Source organism: Nocardia sp. NPDC004718, assembly GCF_053601535.1.
On sequence record NZ_JBSGCA010000003.1, the window covers coordinates 159,795 to 178,002 of the forward strand.

Consider the following 18,208-nt stretch of genomic DNA (forward strand, 5'->3'; position numbering starts at 1 on the left):
CGGAGCGACCCAGCGCCGCAGGTCGCACTCGGCCGGATCCGGCGCCGGGTGGGCCGTGGGTGGCGGTGGTGCGGTCAGCGACCCGGCGGCAATTCGCGGCGGCCGGGCTCGGGGAGTTCGGGGCGGTGGTGGCCCGGCAGTTCGTCACGGTGGGCGCCGGTCGGCAGACCGTAGCCCGCGGCGCCGGTGGGCGGAAGCGAGGAATAGCGCGGGGCGTGCGGCGCGGAGTACGCGGCGTCCACGACGGTGGCGGCGATGTGCTGGGCGTGCGCGATCTCGGGCGTGCCGGGCGGCAACTGGTAGCCGACCGCCTGCGGATGCGAGGTCTGGCCGTCGACGGTGACCTTGCGGGTGCGCCGTAGCGTGAAGGTGATCTCCTCGACCTCCTCGAACGCCTGCCGCGCCGTGCGCAACGGATGCGTGGCCGTATCGATCGCGTTGGCGACGAAGGAAGGAACGAGCGGCCGGATGAAACGCGCCGCGGTGTCGGTGAACGGGACCGTGCCGATCAGCGGCAGCTCGAGACCGCCGCCGCTCGGTGCCGCCGGTGCGGATGCGACGGCGGGCACCTGCGGGTGCACGCCGGTGGGCGCGGGTAGGTTCGGCGTCGCCTCGTCGGGCATGGCGCTGTCCTTTCGGTCGTCCGCCGTTGCGGCGGGAAGTTCGGGGCGGCGCGGCGGCTCGGTGATGCCGATCTCGATGCCGCCGATGGCCGCGATGATGCGGGTGCGCTGCCGCTCCCGGTCGATGGCCGTGTCCGCCTCGACGGCGAGGCGAGCGGCGGTGAGCTGTTGCTCGGCGCGCAGGGTCTCGGCCTCGGCGCGTACCTCGGCCTGCTTGACCGCGATCACCGCGTCGGCTTCCCGCTCGGCGCGGTCGTGCACGGTGCGCGCCGCGTTGTGCCGGTCGAACGAGGTCTCGCCACGCCACCAGCGCAGCACCAGCGGCAGCAGCGCGAAGGCGACGAACGCCAGGATGGTGAGAATGCGCAGCGGCAGCGCGTCGTGCACGGAGTAGTCGTTCATCGCCTGCCAGCGCGCGCCGAGCCCACGGTCGGCGTCGTCGAAGGCGGCGGTGCGCGCGGCCGACAGGGCGGCCTGGTCGGCGTCGATCCGGCGATCGGCCGCGTCCACTCGGTCCTGCGCGGTGGCGAGATGCTTGCGGGCGTCGTCGAGCATGGCGTTGGCGGTCTGCGCTTCGGGCCCACGGCCCGGCACGCCGGTGATCCTGGTCCGCGGGCACTCCGGGGTCGGATTGAATTCGCAGCGCGCGATCACCAGGGCGTGGTCGATATCGTTCTGGGCCATCGCGATCGCCTGTTCGAGCGCGGCCCGGTCGGCTTTCGCCCGGTCCAGTTCCGCCTGCGCCGCGACGACCCGCGGCGCGGAATCGAGCGAGCGCTGCGCCTTCTCCGCCAGCACCCGGTCGACGGACCCGCTGAACAGTACGATCGCGGCCAGTTCCGCGAGCAGCCCACCCGCCAGCACGGCGACCGCGATGCGCGCGACCAGCCCGAGCCGATCCGGTCCGCCGCTCGGCCGCGCCGTGGCCAGTGCCCTGGCGAGCGCGCCGGTGAGCGCGGCGACCACGATGCCCGAGGCCGGCGCGGCCGACCAGGGCCACGCCGAGGCCGCGGCCAGGGCGGCGACCACACCGGAGATCGTGGCGAACAACAGCACCACAGCACCGGTGACGGCGTATCCGGCACGCTCGTGACGATCGCTGATCGCGCTGGGCCGGCCGCCGCCGAGCCAGGTGAACAAGCCGGTGACGGTCATCGGAATGCACATCCTCTACGTCCCAGGCGCTTTCACGGGCGCGACGAAACTGTCACGGATTCGTTGTGACAGCGTGACAGGCTCGCCCGGTTCGCAGCGAGCAGGGACGGTCGGATGTGGCCAGGCTCACAGATCATCCGGCGTAGCGCGGAGCGCGGCCGGTTCGTTCGCCTACGCTGGCGCGGTGCTTCGTATCGGGGGTGGGCGATTCCAGGAGGTCACAACGTGCGCGGAGTCTGGTTGACGCTGTTGGCGGCGGCGCTTCTGATGTGGCCGGTCAGCGCGGGCGCCGCTCCGGCCGACCGGTCGCTCGACCGGCTGGTCGCCCTCGTGGTCGAGCGCTTGGACACCGCCGACGCGGTGGCCGCCGCGAAGTGGTCGACCGCGGGTGAGCGCGGCATCGAGCCGACCATCGACGATCCGGTCCGTGAGGCGGAGGTCTACGAGGCCATGGTCCGACTCGGCCACGACCGGGAGCTGTCGGAGAACTGGGTGCGGCAGGTTTTCCTCGGGCAGATCGAGGCCAGCAAGACGGTGCAGCGGGGGCTGATGACGAGGTGGCGCTTCGACCCGGCTGCGGCGCCCACCGCGCCGGCGGGACTCGACTCGGTGCGCCCGGTCATCGACCGGGTGAACGTCGAGATCCTCGATCAGCTCGCCGGGCACCGAGCGGAGCTGACCGCGCCGGATTGCGCGGAACAGTTGGCGCGCAGCGTCTTCGGCGTGGTCGTCGCGGACCGCGCCGACGTCCTGCACCGAGCGGCGCTGGTGCGGGCCGCCGTGTCGCTCTGCCCGGCGTAGGCCGCGGCCGGTCCCGCCGGGCGACCCCGCGCGGAAAGATGTGTCCAACACCACTTCCCGATATTTGCTGAATATGTGCTGAACCCCACAATGGGCAAAAGAGTCCGGACGGTCGGATCATATTCATTGCTTGTCACGCAGCTGTCGGAAATCTCTCATCGGTCACAGCGCCGAGTTAGCCGCCGCCACTTGGTTTGCCGGGCATCCAGCGGGGGAAATCCATTTCGACGCAGGTGAGGGCGGTTTCCGGGTCTTGTGAGGAAGGTCTCGGGTAGGTGTCGCGCGTCGGTTTTCCCAGCTGGCACCGGGTGCCATGGGTATCGATCGCATGGCGCTCGCTGCTTTACACTGGACGACGCGCACACGTGGAGGACCCAATGCAGAAGCCCAGCTAAACCTGGTTATTAGCGCAACCTAAGTTGGTTGGGCCCTGGACCTGACTTATCGTTTGCTCTTACGCCGAACACAGAACGTTCGGCTACCTCGCCCGCTCGGGCAGCCCTAGCCAGGTGCTCAGCGTAGCGGTCGAGCACCCGCTCGGAGGTAAGGATCTTGTTAGGGATCCGTTACCGAAGGGCACCCACTACGTCACAGAAGCGGGTGGAAAAAACTGCAGACCTGACTGCACGCCGAAGACCATCAGCGCGGCTGGCTTCGGAACGTACGGGCGCAGTCTTGTACGGAGGCGTTCGACGAAAGGCCGTTTTCTTCGAAGGCCGACTTTCTTGAAGGCAGAGGCATGACGCAACTTCCTGGCCACCGGTCACCTGGACCCATCGGGCTCTACGACCCGGCGAACGAGCACGACGCCTGCGGCGTCGCATTCGTCGTCGACATGCACGGCCGCCGCAGCCGCGACATCGTCGACAAGGCTATTACGGCTCTGTTGAACCTGGAGCACCGTGGCGCCGCGGGCGCAGAGCCCAACAGCGGGGACGGTGCGGGCATCCTGATCCAGGTCCCGGACCGCTTCTTCCGCGCCATCGTGGACTTCGAGTTGCCGCCGGAGGGTTCCTACGCCACCGGTATCGCCTTCCTGCCGCAGGCCCGCCGCGAAGCCGCGCGCGCCGCCTACGGGGTGGAGAAGATCGTCAAGGAAGAGGGCCTCGAGGTCCTCGGCTGGCGCGAGGTGCCGATCGACGAGTCGTCGCTGGGCGCGCTGGCGCGCGACGCCATGCCGAGCTTCCGGCAGATCTTCATCGCATCGCCGAAGAACGCCTCCGATCCGCTGTCGGATATGGATCTGGAGCGTCGGGCCTACGTGGTGCGCAAGCGCGTCGAGCGTGAGCTCGGGTCGGCCGGAGCCGGTGAGGGTGCGGTCGGCAGGGAGTCGGTCTACTTCCCGAGCCTGTCGGGGCAGACCTTCGTCTACAAGGGCATGTTCACCACGCCGCAGCTGCGCGCGTTCTACCTGGATCTGCAGGACTCCCGGGTGGAGAGCGCCCTCGGGATCGTGCACTCCCGGTTCTCCACCAACACCTTCCCGTCCTGGCCGCTGGCGCACCCGTTCCGCCGGGTGGCGCACAACGGTGAGATCAACACCGTCACCGGCAACGAGAACTGGATGCGCGCCCGCGAGGCGCTGCTGCGCAGCGACGTCTTCGGCGTCGACTCGGCGGGCAAGAACCGGCTGGAGAAGATCTTCCCCGTCTGTACCCCGGGGGCGAGCGACACCGCCCGGTTCGACGAGGTGCTGGAACTGCTGCATCTCGGCGGCCGCAGCTTGCCCCACGCCGTGCTGATGATGATTCCCGAGGCCTGGGAACGCAACGAGAACATGAACCCGCAGCAGCGGGCCTTCTACGAGTACCACTCGATGCTGATGGAGCCGTGGGACGGCCCCGCGTCGGTGTGCTTTACCGACGGCACCGTCGTCGGCGCCGTGCTCGACCGCAACGGCCTGCGGCCGAGCCGCATCTGGGTGACCGACGACGGCCTGGTCGTGATGGCCTCCGAGGTCGGCGTCCTGGACATCGACCCGTCCAAGGTGGTCAAGAAGGCGCGCTTGCAGCCGGGCCGCATGTTCCTGGTCGACACCGCCCAGGGCCGCATCGTCGGTGACGAAGAGGTCAAGTCCCTGCTCGCCGCCGAGCAGCCCTACCAGGAGTGGCTGGACGCGGGCGTCTCCCGCCTGGCCGACCTGCCCGACCGCCCGCACGTGCACATGTCGCACGACCGTGTGCTGATCCGCCAGCAGATCTTCGGATACACCACCGAGGAGCTCAACCTGCTGATCTCGCCGATGGCCAAGACCGGAGGCGAAGCGCTCGGCTCGATGGGCACCGACACCCCGATCGCGGTGCTCTCGGCCCGTCCGCGCCTGCTGTTCGACTACTTCTCCCAGCTGTTCGCGCAGGTCACCAACCCGCCGCTGGACGCGATCCGGGAAGAGGTGGTCACCAGCCTCAAGCGCAACATCGGCCCGGAGGCCGACCTGCTGCACCCGGGACCGGAGTCCTGCAACATGATCGCGCTCGAGCAGCCGATCCTGGACAACGACGAGCTGGCCAAGCTCGTGCACATCAACGACGACGGATCGCACCCCGAGCTGCGCTCGGTGGTCGTGCGTGGCCTGTACCCCGTGAAGAAGGGCGGCAAGGGCCTGCGCAGGGCGCTGGAGGCGATCAACACCCAGGTGTCGGCCGCCATCGACGGCGGCGCGCGGATCATCGTGCTGTCCGACCGCGAGTCCAACGAGAAGCTGGCGCCGATCCCCTCGTTGCTGCTGACCTCGTCGGTGCACCACCACCTGGTACGCGAGCGCACCCGCACCAAGGTCGGCCTGGTCGTGGAGGCCGGTGACGCCCGCGAGGTGCACCACATGGCCACCCTGGTCGGCTTCGGCGCCGCCGCGATCAACCCCTACATGGCCTTCGAGAGCATCGAGGACATGCTCGAGCGCGGCGCGCTCGAGGTACCGGGCAGCACCGGCGACCTGGCCGCCGACTACCGCAAGGCGGTCGCGAACTACAACAAGGCCGCGGGCAAGGGTGTGCTGAAGGTGATGTCCAAGATGGGCATCTCCACGCTGGCCTCCTACAACGGCGCCCAGCTGTTCCAGGTGATCGGCCTGTCGCAGGACCTGGTGGACGAGTACTTCACCGGCCTGCGGTCGCACTTGGACGGCATCGGCCTGGACGAGATCGCCGACGACGTCGCGCAGCGGCACCGCATCGCGTTCCTGGAGAACCGCAACGAGCGCGCGCACCGCGAGCTCGAGGTCGGCGGTGAGTACCAGTGGCGGCGCGAGGGCGAATACCACCTGTTCAACCCGGACACGGTGTTCAAACTGCAGCACGCCACCCGGTCCGGCCAGTACGCGATCTTCAAGGAGTACACCAAGCTGGTCGACGACCAGTCCGAGCGGCTGGCATCGCTGCGCGGTCTGTTCAAGTTCAAGCACAACGCGCGTTCCCCGATCTCCATCGACGAGGTCGAGCCGGTATCGGCGATCGTGAAGCGGTTCTCCACCGGCGCGATGAGCTACGGCTCCATCTCGGCGGAGGCGCACGAAACCCTGGCGATCGCGATGAACCGTCTCGGCGGCCGGTCGAACTCGGGTGAGGGCGGCGAGTCTCCGGCGCGCTTCGAGCCGGAGGAGAACGGCGACTGGCGGCGCAGCGCGATCAAGCAGGTGGCCTCCGGCCGCTTCGGCGTGACCGCGCACTACCTGACCAACTGCACCGACATCCAGATCAAGATGGCGCAGGGCGCGAAGCCCGGTGAGGGCGGCCAGCTTCCGGCGCACAAGGTGTACCCGTGGGTCGCCGAGGTGCGGCACTCGACGCCGGGCGTCGGCCTGATCTCGCCGCCGCCACACCACGACATCTACTCGATCGAGGATCTGGCGCAGCTGATCCACGACCTGAAGAACGCGAACCCGCAGGCGCGCATCCACGTGAAGCTGGTCGCCGAGCCGGGCGTCGGCACCGTCGCGGCGGGCGTCTCCAAGGCGCACGCCGATGTCGTGCTGATCTCGGGCCACGACGGCGGCACCGGCGCTTCGCCGCTGACCTCGCTGAAGCACGCGGGCGGCCCCTGGGAGCTCGGCTTGGCCGAGACCCAGCAGACGCTGCTGCTCAACGGGCTGCGTGACCGCATCGTCGTGCAGGTCGACGGCCAGATGAAGACCGGCCGCGACGTGATGATCGCCGCGCTGCTCGGCGCCGAGGAGTACGGCTTCGCCACCGCACCGCTGGTGGTGTCGGGCTGCATCATGATGCGCGTCTGTCACCTGGACACCTGCCCGGTCGGCGTCGCGACGCAGAATCCGGTGCTGCGCGAGCGGTTCACCGGCAAGCCGGAATTCGTCGAGAACTTCTTCCGGTTCATCGCCGAGGAGGTCAGGGAACTGCTGGCGCAGTTGGGCTTCCGCTCGCTGGACGAGGCGATCGGCCGGGTGGACCTGCTCGACACCTCGCGCGCCAAGCAGCACTGGAAGGCCAGCAAGCTGGACCTCTCGCCGATCCTGGACGACGTCGAGACGGCGTTCATGTACCAGGACCGCCGCTGCACCAAGGCGCAGGACCACGGCCTGGACAAGGCGCTGGACCAGCAGCTGATCGTGCAGAGCCGCGACGCGCTCGAGCGCGGTCAGGCGGTGAAGTTCGAGACCAAGATCACGAACGTGAACCGCACCGTCGGCACCATGCTCGGCCACGAGGTGACCAAGCTCTACGGTGGCGCGGGCCTGCCCGACGACACCATCGACATCACCTTCACCGGGTCGGCGGGCAACAGCTTCGGCGCCTTCGTGCCCGCAGGCATCACGCTGCGTGTGCAGGGTGACGCGAACGACTATGTCGGCAAGGGTCTTTCCGGCGGCCGCTTGGTGGTGCGCCCGTCGCTGAACGCGCCCGGCGAGTTCGTCGCCGAGCAGAACATCATCGCGGGCAACGTGATCCTGTTCGGCGCCACCAGCGGCCAGGTCTTCCTCAGCGGTGTGGTCGGCGAGCGGTTCGCCGTGCGCAACTCCGGCGCCACCGCGGTGGTCGAGGGCGTCGGCGACCACGGCTGCGAGTACATGACCGGCGGCCGGGTGGTCATCCTGGGCGAGACCGGACGCAACTTCGGCGCCGGTATGTCCGGCGGCGTGGCGTTCGTCTTCGACCCGAACGGCACCTTCGCGGCCAAGCTCAACCCCGAGCAGGCCGACGCCGTCGAGCAGCTGGCCGGTGACGATTTCACCTGGCTGCACGACATCATCACCCAGCACCGTGACCAGACCGGTTCCCCGGTGGCCGAGCGCATCCTCAGCGACTGGTCGCAGCAGGTGAACCACTTCGTGAAGGTCATGCCGCGCGAATACAAGAAGGTTTTGCTCGCCATCTCCGAAGCTGAGAAGAGCGGCAAGGACGTGGACGAGGCGATTATGGAGGCCGCTCGTGGCTGACCCCCAGGGTTTTCTGAAGCACACCGCACGGGAACTGCCCAAGCGGCGCCCGGTGCCGCTGCGCCTGATGGACTGGAAAGAGGTCTACGAGGAGAACTTCTCCCACCAGACCTTGCAGACCCAGGCCAGCCGGTGCATGGACTGCGGTATCCCGTTCTGCCACAACGGCTGCCCGCTGGGGAACCTGATCCCCGAGTGGAACGACCTGGTCTACAAGGACCGCTGGCGGGAAGGCATCGATCGGCTGCACGCGACCAACAACTTCCCGGAGTTCACCGGGCGGTTGTGTCCCGCGCCGTGCGAGGCGTCCTGCGTGCTCGGCATCAACCAGGATCCGGTCACGATCAAGCAGGTCGAGGTCGAGATCATCGAGAACGCCTTCGACGAGGGCTGGGTGACCCCGGTCTACCCGACTCGCCTCACCGGCAAGAAGGTCGCCGTCGTCGGTTCCGGTCCGGCCGGTCTGGCCGCGGCGCAGCAGCTGACGCGCGCCGGGCACACCGTGACCGTGTTCGAGCGGGCCGACCGCATCGGCGGTCTGCTGCGCTACGGCATCCCGGAATTCAAGATGGAGAAGCGCTTCATCGATCGCCGTCTCGCGCAGATGGAGGCCGAGGGCACCATCTTCAAGACCGGTGTGAACGTGGGCGTCGACATCACCGCCGAGCAGTTGCGCGAGCAATACGACGCGATCGTGCTGGCCGGCGGCGCCACGCTGGCGCGTGACCTGCCGATCCCGGGCCGGGATCTGGACGGCATCCACCAGGCCATGGAGTTCCTGCCCTGGGCCAACCGGGTGCAGCTCGGCGACGACGTCACCGACGAAGCGGGCCTGCCGCCCATCCACGCGAAGGACAAGAAGGTCGTCATCATCGGCGGTGGCGACACCGGCGCGGACTGCCTCGGCACCTCGCACCGGCAGGGCGCGGCCAGCATCCACCAGTTCGAGATCATGCCGCGTCCCCCGGAGGAGCGGGCCGCGTCCACCCCGTGGCCGACCTACCCGCTGATGTACCGGGTCTCCTCGGCGCACGAGGAGGGCGGCGAGCGAGTGTTCTCGGTGAACACCGAGCGCTTCGTCGGCGCGGACGGCAAGGTGACCGGCCTGGAGGCGCACGAGGTCAAGATGGTCAACGGCCGGTTCGAGAAGGTGGAGGGCACCGACTTCACGCTCGAGGCCGACCTGGTGCTGCTGGCCATGGGCTTCGTCGGCCCCGAGAAGCCGGGCCTGCTCAGTGATCTCGGCGTCGGCTACGACCAGCGCGGCAACGTGCAGCGCGACAAGAACTGGGCGACCAACGTTCCCGGCGTCTTCGTCGCGGGTGACATGGGTCGTGGCCAGTCGCTCATCGTCTGGGCCATCGCCGAAGGCCGCGCCGCGGCCGCGGGCGTGGACCGGTACCTGGAAGGCGAGACCGCCCTCCCGGCGCCGATCACCCCCACCATGGTGGCCCAGCGCTAGGTCCCCTCTCTTACCGGAGCGGAAACGAAAGGCGCCTGTGGACAACTCGTCCACAGGCGCCTTTTCGCGTGCGATTTCCCGGCTTCGACTCGCCCCGGCAACGGAAATCCGACACACTACGGGGTTCGAATGGCATTGCGGCGGGCGTGGCCTTATTGTGATCTCCGGCGTACTGCTGATCTTGGGATGTGGTTGCGAGTGCACCTCATCCGGTCGGGTGACTTCTGTTCACCCGGCGTGCACTGGAACGACATCCGGTGCGTTCAGCATTGACGCGGCAACTCGGCGGGAAGTCGACGAGGGCGAGGTTTGGAGCGGTATGCAGTGGAAGAAGGTCGTCGCGGCTCTGGGTGCGTCCGCGACCGTGATGTCCGGATTGGTTCTCGGTAGCGGTTCGGCGAACGCCGCCCCCGGCTGCCCGAGCCTGTACGTGGTGGCGATCCCGGGTACCTGGGAGACCGGGCACGAAAAGAACCCGCAGCCAGGTATGCTGTCCGGCGTCACCCGTGGCCTACCGTCCTCCGCGGAGGTCGACTACGTGACCTATGCCGCGACCGCCTTCCCGTGGGAGGGCGAGGTTTACGGCAACTCCAAGAAGGAAGCGGTCGACAACGCGCGTGGCCTGATCGCGAACATGGCGCAGCAGTGCGGTGCGACCAAGATCGCTCTGGTCGGCTACAGCCAGGGCGCGGACGCCGCCGGTGACCTCGCCGCCGAGATCGGCACCGGCCTCGGTGTCGTGTCGCCCGACCGCATCGCCGGTGTGGGCCTGATCTCCGATCCGCGTCGTTCGCCCACCGACATCCAAATCGGCCCGGTCGCGCCGGGAGCGGGCGCCGGTGGTCCCCGTGTCGGCGGCTTCGGCTGGATCAGTGACCGCACCCGCACCATCTGCGCGCTCGACGATCTCTACTGCGCCACCGCGACCGAGGACTTCGTCACACGGTTCGCCGGTTTCCTCGCCCAGGCGTCGGACGCCAATCCGGCCAACATGTGGCGCTACCAGATCGAGGCGGGCAACATCCTCGGCGATCTGATGAGTTCGGGCGGTGTCCCGGTCCTGCAGGCGCAGCTGACCGACTCGGCCAACGAGCAACGAGTCAAGGACCTGGAGCGTTTCTACAAGTCGCAGGCGCACACCCTGTACGGCAGCTACCCGGTGGGTGGCGGCCAGACGGCGATCTCCTGGATGCACAACTGGATCGCGGGCATGGCCTGACCTGGCACCGAAACTACAGGGCCCACCTCCGCACTCGGAGGTGGGCCCTTTTCGATGCGGCCGGAGGGTCTAGCTGGACCCGGTGGGCGGAAGCACATGGAAGAAGTGCTTCTGCCGCGGGCCATCCCGCCACGGGCCGTTGTCCGGCCCGCGGTCCGGGCCGTCGTGCCGTTCGAAATGTTCGAAAAGACGAGGCCCGTTGTCCGGCCCGTCATGTCGTTCGAAACGTTCGAAATGGCGGGGTCCGCCGTCGATGTCGGCGCCCTGCTGCGGCGCGTCCACTAGCTGGATCTGCGCTTGGCCGCCGGTGGTTTCGGCGGACGCGGTCGCCGCGAGGGCCGCGAGCGGGACGGTGATCAGCGCACCGGCCGCGGCGACCCCGGCCAGACGCCGCAGCGGCGTAACGGTTTTGGAGAGCGACACGGAATTCCTTTCTCTCGAACCGTGAGTCGCCGTTCGGCAGCGGCTCACCGGTCCTATCGAAGGTTCGGTCACTGGGACATCGGTGCGACGGGCCTGGCAATCGGCTGTGAATAACTCAGCGCGTAGCGAGCAGCGGATCGCCGACATGGTCTGAGCAGGCACCCAAAACGTAGGGCCCACCTGCGAACTCGGAGGTGGGCCCTTTCGAAACGGCGGTGGCTAGCTCGATCCGGTCGGCGGCAGGAACTGCTGCTGCGGCGGTGGAGCATCCTGCCGGGGGCCGTTGTCCGGCCCATGGCCGGGGCCGTCGTTCGGTCCGCGCCCGGGGCAGTCGTTCGGCCCACGGCCCTGATCGTCATGCCGCCCGTCACGGTCGAAGGGGCGGTCGTGGTCGGCGACCTGCTGCGGTGCGGCCACCACCTGTACCACGCCAGGGGCCGTGGGAGTCTCGGCGGATGCGGTCGACGCGATGGCGGCCAGCGGGAGTGCGATCAGCGCGCCTGCCACGGCCACCCGGGCCAGACGCCGCAGTGGAGTAGCAGTTTTCGCTGATCGGAGCGGCTCACGTGGCCTATCTCAGTTTCCGTGACTGGGACACCGGTGCGATCGGCCTGGCAATCCTCTGTGAGTGCTCAGCTCGAGGCGATATTGCGGGGCAACAGGTCCCAGACGTGCCCGTTCTCGTTCACGGTGGCGGCCGTGCGGCGCCCCGTGCGGGAGAAGAGGATGCGGGTGATCGAGCAGTAGTCGATGGGGAAGGTCAGCGGCCTCTCCAGCCCGAGGACCTCTTGCAGCAGCACGTTGATCACACCGCCGTGCGCGAACGCGACGACAGTGTCGGCCGGATCGGTGGCCGCGACGATATCGGCGACCGCGGCGTACACCCTGGCCTTGAATGCCGCACCGTCCACCTGCACCGGAAGATGCCCGGCCTTGATCCGGTCATAGGCGTCGCGGAATTCGACCTTCGCGTCCTCGATGGGGATGTAGGCCGGTAGATCGCGATCGTATTCGGCGAGGTCGTCGACGACATCGACGCCGAGCCCCAGTTTCGTGGCGGTCGGCGCCGCCGTCTCCCGCGCCCGGCGCTGCGGGCTGCTCACCACCCGGGAGATCCGGTGATGGCCGAGAGCCGCAGGCACCCGCTCGGCCTGCTCCAGCCCCACCGGGGCCAACTCCGGATCGGCGGGCCCACCCGAAGTCAGCATCCGGACCGGCTGGGCATGGCGAACGAGAATCAACTGCACCCACCCCACTCTGCCGCATACCCTTGGCCCACTCCATCCGGCCCCATCGACCCTTCGTCCGGCTGGCATCCGAGCGCGCCTGAGACCACAGCGAGGACGGCCCGGTTCGTATCGAGAAGCCGGGCCGTCGGTGTCTGCCGTTAGTTGTTCTTCCTGCGCTTGGTCAGCAGGTAGATGCCGCCGATGATCAGGGCGACCACCAGCAGGCAGCAGAGTGCGCCGATGATCAGCCCGCCGCCGCCCCTGCTCTTCTTCTTTTTGGCGGCCAACTCGAGCGCGGAGTTCCACGTGTCGGGGCTGGCCCATACGGTGTGGTCCAGCAGACTCGCGTTCGTCAGCAGGTCAAGGTACATATCGGAACCCCTTTGGTGTCGCGGCCTCCTCCCGGGGCCGAATCTCCAAGGGTAGCGGTCCGATTCGTTCGATGAGGATCCTTCCAGGACGAAGGCTCGGTCAGCGTGGTTTCACCAAGGGGAACGGCAGTGTCTCGCGGATGCTGCGTCCGGTGATCAGCATGACGATCCGGTCCACGCCCATGCCGAGCCCGCCGGTCGGCGGCATGGCGTGCTCGAGCGCCTGCAAGAAGTCCTCGTCGAGTTCCATCGCCTCGGGATCACCGTTGGCCGCGAGCAGTGACTGCTCGGTGAGCCTGCGGCGCTGTTCCACGGGATCGGTGAGTTCGCTGTAGGCGGTGCCGAGTTCGACACCCCAGGCGACCAGGTCCCAGCGCTCGGTCACGCCCGGGATGCTGCGGTGCTGTCTGGTCAACGGGGACACCGAAGTCGGGAAGTTTATGTAGAAAGTCGGCTCCTGGGTGTGGGATTCGACCAAGTGCTCGTACATCTCCAGCACCACCTGTCCGGCGTCCCAGCCGTGCTGACAGGGCACCTCGGCCTTTTCGCACAGTTGGCGCAACTCCTCGACTTCGGTCTCGGGTGTGATCTCCGTACCGATCGCCTCCGACACCGCGCCGTGCACCGTCCGCACCCGCCACTCGCCGGAGATGTCCACCTCCTCGAAGGTCCCGTCGCCACGGGGCCGCAGGGCCACCATGGCGCCGTTGGCGGCGATCGCGGCGTTCTGGATCAGCTGTCGGCAGGTGTGCATCATGCGCTCGTAGTCGCTGTGCGCCTCATAGGCCTCGAGAATGGTGAACTCGGGATTGTGGCTGAAGTCGACGCCCTCGTTGCGGAAGGTGCGCCCGATCTCGAACACCTTCTCCATTCCGCCGACGCACAGCCGCTTCAGATACAGCTCGGGGGCGATGCGCAGGTATAGGTCGAGGTCGTAGGCGTTGATGTGGGTGAGGAACGGCGTGGCGTTGGCGCCGCCGTGCACCTGTTGCAGGATCGGCGTCTCCACTTCCAGGTAACCCAGGGAGTTCAGCGAGTCCCGCAACGAGCGCATCACCGCGCTCCGTTTGGCCAGCACCTCGCGGATCTCGGTGTTGATCGCCATGTCGACGTAGCGCTGCCGCACCCTGGCCTCGGGATCGGCCAGCCCTTTCCACTTGTCCGGCAGCGGGTGCAGGCATTTGCCCAGCATCCGCCAGTCCGCCGCGAGCAGCGACAGCTCACCGCGCCTGCTGGCCCCGATCTGACCGCTCACCTCGATCAGATCGCCCAGATCGAAGAACTCGCCGAACGCGGCGCTGCGGTCGGCGCCGACCCGGTCGCGATCGATGACGAGCTGGATGTCGTCGGTCCAGTCGCGGACCACCGCGAAGATCACGCCGCCGTAGTCGCGGATGCGCAGCAACCTGCCGCAGACCCGGACCGTGGTGCCGCGCGGGGAACGCCGAGCATCGGCGACGGTGTGTGTCGGCGGGTAGGCGACCGGATAGGCATCGACGCCGGAACCCGTCAGCCGCGCCAGTTTGTCCATGCGCACGCGGACCTGTTCGGGCCTGCGTGGCAACTGCTCCGCAATCTCGTGCTCGGGGATATCCGGCGCGCTGCCGTCGGCGTGCAGACCCGTCACGGTGGCGGGCACCGCGACATGTTCGCCGGTGTGGATCGCGGTGTCCGGCTCCTTGCCGAACCGGGGCAGGAAGCCCTCCGCCAGCGCGCTGGCCATCGCGACGCGGGGGAGGTGCCTGCGATCTTCGAACAGGAAGAACCGGGGCACCCAGTACGGCTGATACTTCACATTCGAGCGATACAGCGCCTCCAACTGCCACCAGCGGGAGAAGAACAGCAGCACGCCGCGCCACAAGCGCAGCACGGGACCGGCCCCGATCCGGCCGCCCTCCTCGAACACCGAGCGGAACACCGCGAAGTTCAGCGACACCTTGGTGATGCCGTACAGCTCGGAATGCAGCGCGAGCTGCGAGATCATCAGCTCCATCACGCCGTTGGGACCCCCGGGGTCGCGGCGCATCAGCTCCAGCGAGACGCCGGTGCGGCCCCACGGCACCAGCGACAGCATGCCGAGCACCCGGTCCTGCGGATTGACGGCCTCGACCAGCAAGCAGTCGCCGTCCAGCGCATCGCCCAGCCTGCCCAGCGCCATGGAGAACCCGCGCTCGGTCTCGGTGTCGCGCCAGGCATCGGCGCGGGCGATGATCCTGCGGAACTCCTCGGCGGGGATATCGCGATGCCTGCGGATGCGGACCACGACACCGTGCTTGCGCAGCCGGTTGGCGGCCTGACGCACCGGCTTCATCTCGGGTCCGGCCAGCGAGAAGTTCCTGGTATCCAGAATGGCTTCGTCGCCGAGGCGCAGCGCGGAAAGACCCGCGCGCCGGTACGCCGTCGCCCCGACTTCGCTCGCGCCCATCACCGCGGGTGCCCAACCGAACTGATCGGCCTCCCGCAGCCAGGCATCGATGGCCTGCGGCCATGCCTCGCGGATGCCGATCGGGTCACCACTGGCCAGGGAGACACCCAGTTCCACCCGATAGGTCACCGCCGCCTTGCCGCTCGGCGCGAACACCACCCCCTTGTCCCGGCGGGTGGCGAAGTAGCCGAGCGAATCCTCCACGTCCGAGCGCTCCAGCAGTCCGCGCAGCGCCGACTCGTCGGTGCCGGTCATCGCGTTCGCCGCCCGCTGCGAGCGCAGCAGGATGACCACCGCCGCCAGCAGCGCGATAGCGCCGAACAGGCCGAGCAGGAAGTTGACGAACGGTCGCGGATGTCCGTCGAAGTGCTCGTTGTCCGCCAGCACCGCCGCGGTCACCCGGTAGACCGCCCACCCCGGCCGCTGCAGGCCCGGCGGAAGACTGCCGGGGAACAATTCCACGAGTCCCCAGCCCAGCAGCGCGCCGATCGCCAATCCACCGACCAGCACGCCGAGCGCTTTCCACCCGGCGCCGCGGCGCACCTTGGTGTAGAACTCCGGCCATGCCGCGATGAGCACGCCGATCACGGCCAGGTGCACCACCATCGCCACCAGCGCGTGAATACTGCCGCGCTCGGCGAAGGCCATGGCGTTGACCACCGTGTAGATCGCGAGATAGCCGATCAGCAACCACCAGGCGATCCGTTTGCGGCTGGTGATCGCGCCGGCCGTCAACCCGACCACCAGCGCCCACATCAGGTTCGTATCCGGCGCGTCGAAGTAATAGGTATCGATATAGCGGCGCGGCACCTGGGTCAGGAAACGCAGCGCGGGCGAGAGGCTCCACAGGAAGCACAGCGCCGCGAATATACCGAGCGTCAACCCCGCGATATGCGGCACTTCCGAAAGGCGGCCATGACCACGGTGTGGAACCGGCGGAGTCGGTTTATCCACCGCCGGTGGTGCGGTGTCGAGGTGTTGCTGGGCTTGCGTGGAGGTCACGGAACCAGTGTGTACGTTAGTGTGTCGGATTTGCCAAGCCTGCGGCGCGCGTGTTTGTCCGGTGTTCGTTCGGCCCGGACTCGAGCGCGGCGTGTTCGCCGCCGAGAAGGCTCGACGACGAACTTTTGTGATTCCGCGCTGACCTGGGCGAGCGGCCGGCCAAATCGGTGTGAATTCGTTGCATACGGTAGAGACGTTCCGATTTCTGCGCGGAGCGGGAGTGCGGCATAGGTTGCCCGGAGATCGCTGGGGACCTGGGGCGGTGTTCGGCGAGTTCGGATGGGGTAGTAAGTATTTACCCCATGTCGGAACCAGTCGAAGTACCGATCGATGACGACGTTATTCGGCTCGGCCAGTTTCTGAAGCTGGCCAACCTGATCGAGTCGGGTTCGGAGGCGAAGACGGTGATCGCCGCCGGATTGGTGCGGGTGAACGACGAGGTGGAACTGCGGCGCGGGCGGCAACTGCACATCGGTGATGTGGTCGCGCTCGCCGGTCACAAGGCGATCGTGTCCGCCTGATCGCCGCCGCGTCGCGGCGAACGGGCGAATTCGGGCGCGCCGCCGCACCGGCTCAATCCTCCGCGCGTACCACGATGCCGTCGTGGTCGCTGTAGAGCATGTCACCGGGGACGAAGGTGATCCCGCCGAACTCGACCGGCACGTCGCGGTCGCCGCTACCGGTCTGCGTGCTCTTACGCGGGTTGGTGCCCAGTGCCTTGATGCCGATGCCGAGGGTGCGCAGGATGGCGGAGTCGCGAACGGCGCCGTTGACGATGACGCCCGCCCAGCCGTTCTCCACGCCGCGCCCGGCGATGATGTCGCCGACCAGCGCCGTGTGCACGCTCGCACCGCCGTCCACCACCAGCACCTTGCCCTCGCCCGGCTCGCCGAGCGTCTGCTTGACCAGCAGATTGTCCTGGAAGCAACGGATCGTGGTGATGCGTCCGGAGAACGCCGCCCGCCCGCCGAACTGGATGAATTGCGTCTCGCAGCTGCGGATCTCCGGGCCGATCTCGTCGGCCAGGTCGGCGGTGGCGATTACACTCTGCGATTCCGTCATGGTGTTCATTTTCCAGCGCCTGCGGAGCTGTGTGTTTGCGGCCCCCCTATGGCTCGCGTCCGCGCGTCAGGCTTCGGTCGATGGGCGTCGGCTGGCCTCGCGCGTGGTCGATCGGCGCGTTACTTCTCGGGGGCAGCGGCGTTATCTGTGGCCGTAGCGCAGTTCGTACAGGTCGCGGTCGTGTTCGGTGCACTTTCCATGGTCGACCAGGTCGGGGTCCAGGCCGTGCTGGACCAAGCGGAAGCGGCGCCAGACGTAACTCAGCGCGACCGTGAAGACGATCAGCGGAACGATCATCATCACGATCAAGCCGATCTTCAGCGGCATCGGCCCGGGGAACAGCAGCACCAGGGCGAAAAACGGGATGATCGGCCCGATGAAGCGGACGAGATAGCGTTCCATGGCCCCGTGTCCGACGAGGTCGTGGGTAACCCACTCGTGCAGCTCCTCGGGGAGTTCGCGGCCGAGATCGTAGGCGATCCGCTGCGTGAACGTGGGGGTTTTCATGCCTCCAGGCTATGCCTGTGATATGTGGCACCGCCAGGTCTCGATGCGGGTCATCCACGTCCGTGCCGGCGCTCGTACTCCAGCCGCTCACGCTCGCCCCTGCGGCGGGCGTCGGCATCCGCGAGCGCGGGGTCGAGACCGTGCTTGATCAGCCGATGGCGCCGGTAGACGTACAGCAGCGCCACGGTGAAGTAGATCAGCGGGATGTACAGCAGCGCCATCATCGCCAGACCCATCCACAGGGGGCCGGGCAGCAACAGGAACAGCATGAGCACCGGAAGTACCGGCACCAGAAACCGCAGCAGGTAACGCCGCGTAGCGCCCGGCCCGACCAAGTCCTCCCGCACCCAATCGGACATCGATTCCGGCAGGGTCCGGCCGAAGATATAACCGATCCGCTGTCCGATCGAGGGTGTAGCACTCACCTCTCCAGCATGACAGCCCGAGCCTCACCTACGGTCTGTGACAGCCCGAGCCGCACCCCGAACGCACGTGGTGCAGTTACCGCCTCCCGCGCTCAGCTCAACCCCCGGTTTC

14 protein-coding genes are annotated in these 18,208 nt (G+C 68.0%); 5 read left to right on the forward strand and 9 right to left on the reverse strand.

The genetic code is table 11. From position 1 onward, the window contains the following. Positions 1-74: 74 nt before the first annotated feature. A complete protein-coding gene (locus ACWEH3_RS04080; protein ID WP_452358263.1) occupies positions 75-1,778 on the reverse strand; it encodes a DUF4407 domain-containing protein in 1,704 nt (567 codons plus the stop codon). 225 nt (positions 1,779-2,003) lie between these two features. Here ACWEH3_RS04080 and aroQ point away from each other — a divergent pair, with 225 nt between their 5' ends. The 4 genes from aroQ (at position 2,004) to ACWEH3_RS04100 (ending at position 10,652) form a co-directional block, all read left to right on the forward strand. Then, positions 2,004-2,579, forward strand: a complete 576-nt coding sequence (gene aroQ, locus ACWEH3_RS04085) for a gamma subclass chorismate mutase AroQ (RefSeq protein WP_450026501.1) — start codon at positions 2,004-2,006, stop codon at positions 2,577-2,579. 739 nt (positions 2,580-3,318) lie between these two features. After that, the gene (gene gltB / locus ACWEH3_RS04090) at positions 3,319-7,971 is read left to right on the forward strand and encodes a glutamate synthase large subunit (protein ID WP_450026499.1); all 4,653 of its coding nucleotides are present in this window, start codon (positions 3,319-3,321) and stop codon (positions 7,969-7,971) included. Next, positions 7,964-9,433: a glutamate synthase subunit beta gene (locus ACWEH3_RS04095; protein ID WP_355073333.1), complete on the forward strand. Its 1,470-nt coding sequence runs from the start codon at positions 7,964-7,966 to the stop codon at positions 9,431-9,433. Before gltB ends, ACWEH3_RS04095 begins: the two co-directional genes overlap by 8 nt. 319 nt (positions 9,434-9,752) lie before the next feature. Continuing rightward, positions 9,753-10,652: a cutinase family protein gene (locus tag ACWEH3_RS04100; protein WP_450026004.1), complete on the forward strand. Its 900-nt coding sequence runs from the start codon at positions 9,753-9,755 to the stop codon at positions 10,650-10,652. A 69-nt stretch (positions 10,653-10,721) separates the two neighbouring features. Here the strand turns inward: ACWEH3_RS04100 and ACWEH3_RS04105 are convergent, their stop codons facing one another. The 5 genes from ACWEH3_RS04105 to lysX form a co-directional block, all read right to left on the reverse strand. Continuing rightward, positions 10,722-11,075 (reverse strand): hypothetical protein, encoded by a 354-nt coding sequence (locus ACWEH3_RS04105; RefSeq protein ID WP_450026006.1) that lies wholly within the window; start codon positions 11,073-11,075, stop codon positions 10,722-10,724. A 219-nt stretch (positions 11,076-11,294) separates the two neighbouring features. Next, positions 11,295-11,588 carry a hypothetical protein gene (locus ACWEH3_RS04110; protein ID WP_450026008.1) on the reverse strand — a complete coding sequence of 98 codons (294 nt, stop codon included), beginning with the start codon at positions 11,586-11,588 and terminating at the stop codon, positions 11,295-11,297. A 119-nt stretch (positions 11,589-11,707) separates the two neighbouring features. Continuing rightward, positions 11,708-12,322, reverse strand: a complete 615-nt coding sequence (locus ACWEH3_RS04115; protein WP_450026010.1) for a histidine phosphatase family protein — start codon at positions 12,320-12,322, stop codon at positions 11,708-11,710. Between the two features lie 140 nt (positions 12,323-12,462). After that, a complete protein-coding gene (locus tag ACWEH3_RS04120; protein ID WP_355073325.1) occupies positions 12,463-12,675 on the reverse strand; it encodes a hypothetical protein in 213 nt (70 codons plus the stop codon). Positions 12,676-12,775: 100 nt separating this feature from the next. Further along, positions 12,776-16,102 (reverse strand): bifunctional lysylphosphatidylglycerol synthetase/lysine--tRNA ligase LysX, encoded by a 3,327-nt coding sequence (lysX, locus tag ACWEH3_RS04125; RefSeq protein WP_450026012.1) that lies wholly within the window; start codon positions 16,100-16,102, stop codon positions 12,776-12,778. Positions 16,103-16,404: 302 nt separating this feature from the next. Here lysX and ACWEH3_RS04130 point away from each other — a divergent pair, with 302 nt between their 5' ends. Then, positions 16,405-16,623 (forward strand): RNA-binding S4 domain-containing protein, encoded by a 219-nt coding sequence (locus ACWEH3_RS04130; RefSeq protein ID WP_450026014.1) that lies wholly within the window; start codon positions 16,405-16,407, stop codon positions 16,621-16,623. A 52-nt stretch (positions 16,624-16,675) separates the two neighbouring features. Here the strand turns inward: ACWEH3_RS04130 and rraA are convergent, their stop codons facing one another. The 3 genes from rraA to ACWEH3_RS04145 all read right to left on the reverse strand — a co-directional run bounded on the left by rraA (position 16,676) and on the right by ACWEH3_RS04145 (position 18,096). Beyond that, positions 16,676-17,164, reverse strand: coding sequence for a ribonuclease E activity regulator RraA (gene rraA / locus ACWEH3_RS04135; protein ID WP_450026016.1), 489 nt, complete (start codon positions 17,162-17,164; stop codon positions 16,676-16,678). Between the two features lie 141 nt (positions 17,165-17,305). Then, positions 17,306-17,671 carry a DUF5313 family protein gene (locus ACWEH3_RS04140; protein ID WP_450026018.1) on the reverse strand — a complete coding sequence of 122 codons (366 nt, stop codon included), beginning with the start codon at positions 17,669-17,671 and terminating at the stop codon, positions 17,306-17,308. 50 nt (positions 17,672-17,721) lie between these two features. Continuing rightward, positions 17,722-18,096 (reverse strand): DUF5313 family protein, encoded by a 375-nt coding sequence (locus tag ACWEH3_RS04145; protein WP_450026020.1) that lies wholly within the window; start codon positions 18,094-18,096, stop codon positions 17,722-17,724. Between the last annotated feature and the right edge of the window lie 112 nt (positions 18,097-18,208).

What these genes read in the sequence shown, in the direction of transcription:
- ACWEH3_RS04080 (WP_452358263.1), bottom strand. Translation starts at nt 1,778, where the DNA reads ATGACCGTCACCGGCTTGTTCACCTGGCTCGGCGGCGGCCGGCCCAGC.
- rraA (WP_450026016.1), bottom strand. Translation starts at nt 17,164, where the DNA reads ATGACGGAATCGCAGAGTGTAATCGCCACCGCCGACCTGGCCGACGAG.
- gltB (WP_450026499.1), top strand. Translation starts at nt 3,319, where the DNA reads ATGACGCAACTTCCTGGCCACCGGTCACCTGGACCCATCGGGCTCTAC.
- ACWEH3_RS04140 (WP_450026018.1), bottom strand. Translation starts at nt 17,671, where the DNA reads ATGAAAACCCCCACGTTCACGCAGCGGATCGCCTACGATCTCGGCCGC.
- ACWEH3_RS04130 (WP_450026014.1), top strand. Translation starts at nt 16,405, where the DNA reads ATGTCGGAACCAGTCGAAGTACCGATCGATGACGACGTTATTCGGCTC.
- ACWEH3_RS04100 (WP_450026004.1), top strand. Translation starts at nt 9,753, where the DNA reads ATGCAGTGGAAGAAGGTCGTCGCGGCTCTGGGTGCGTCCGCGACCGTG.
- ACWEH3_RS04120 (WP_355073325.1), bottom strand. Translation starts at nt 12,675, where the DNA reads ATGTACCTTGACCTGCTGACGAACGCGAGTCTGCTGGACCACACCGTA.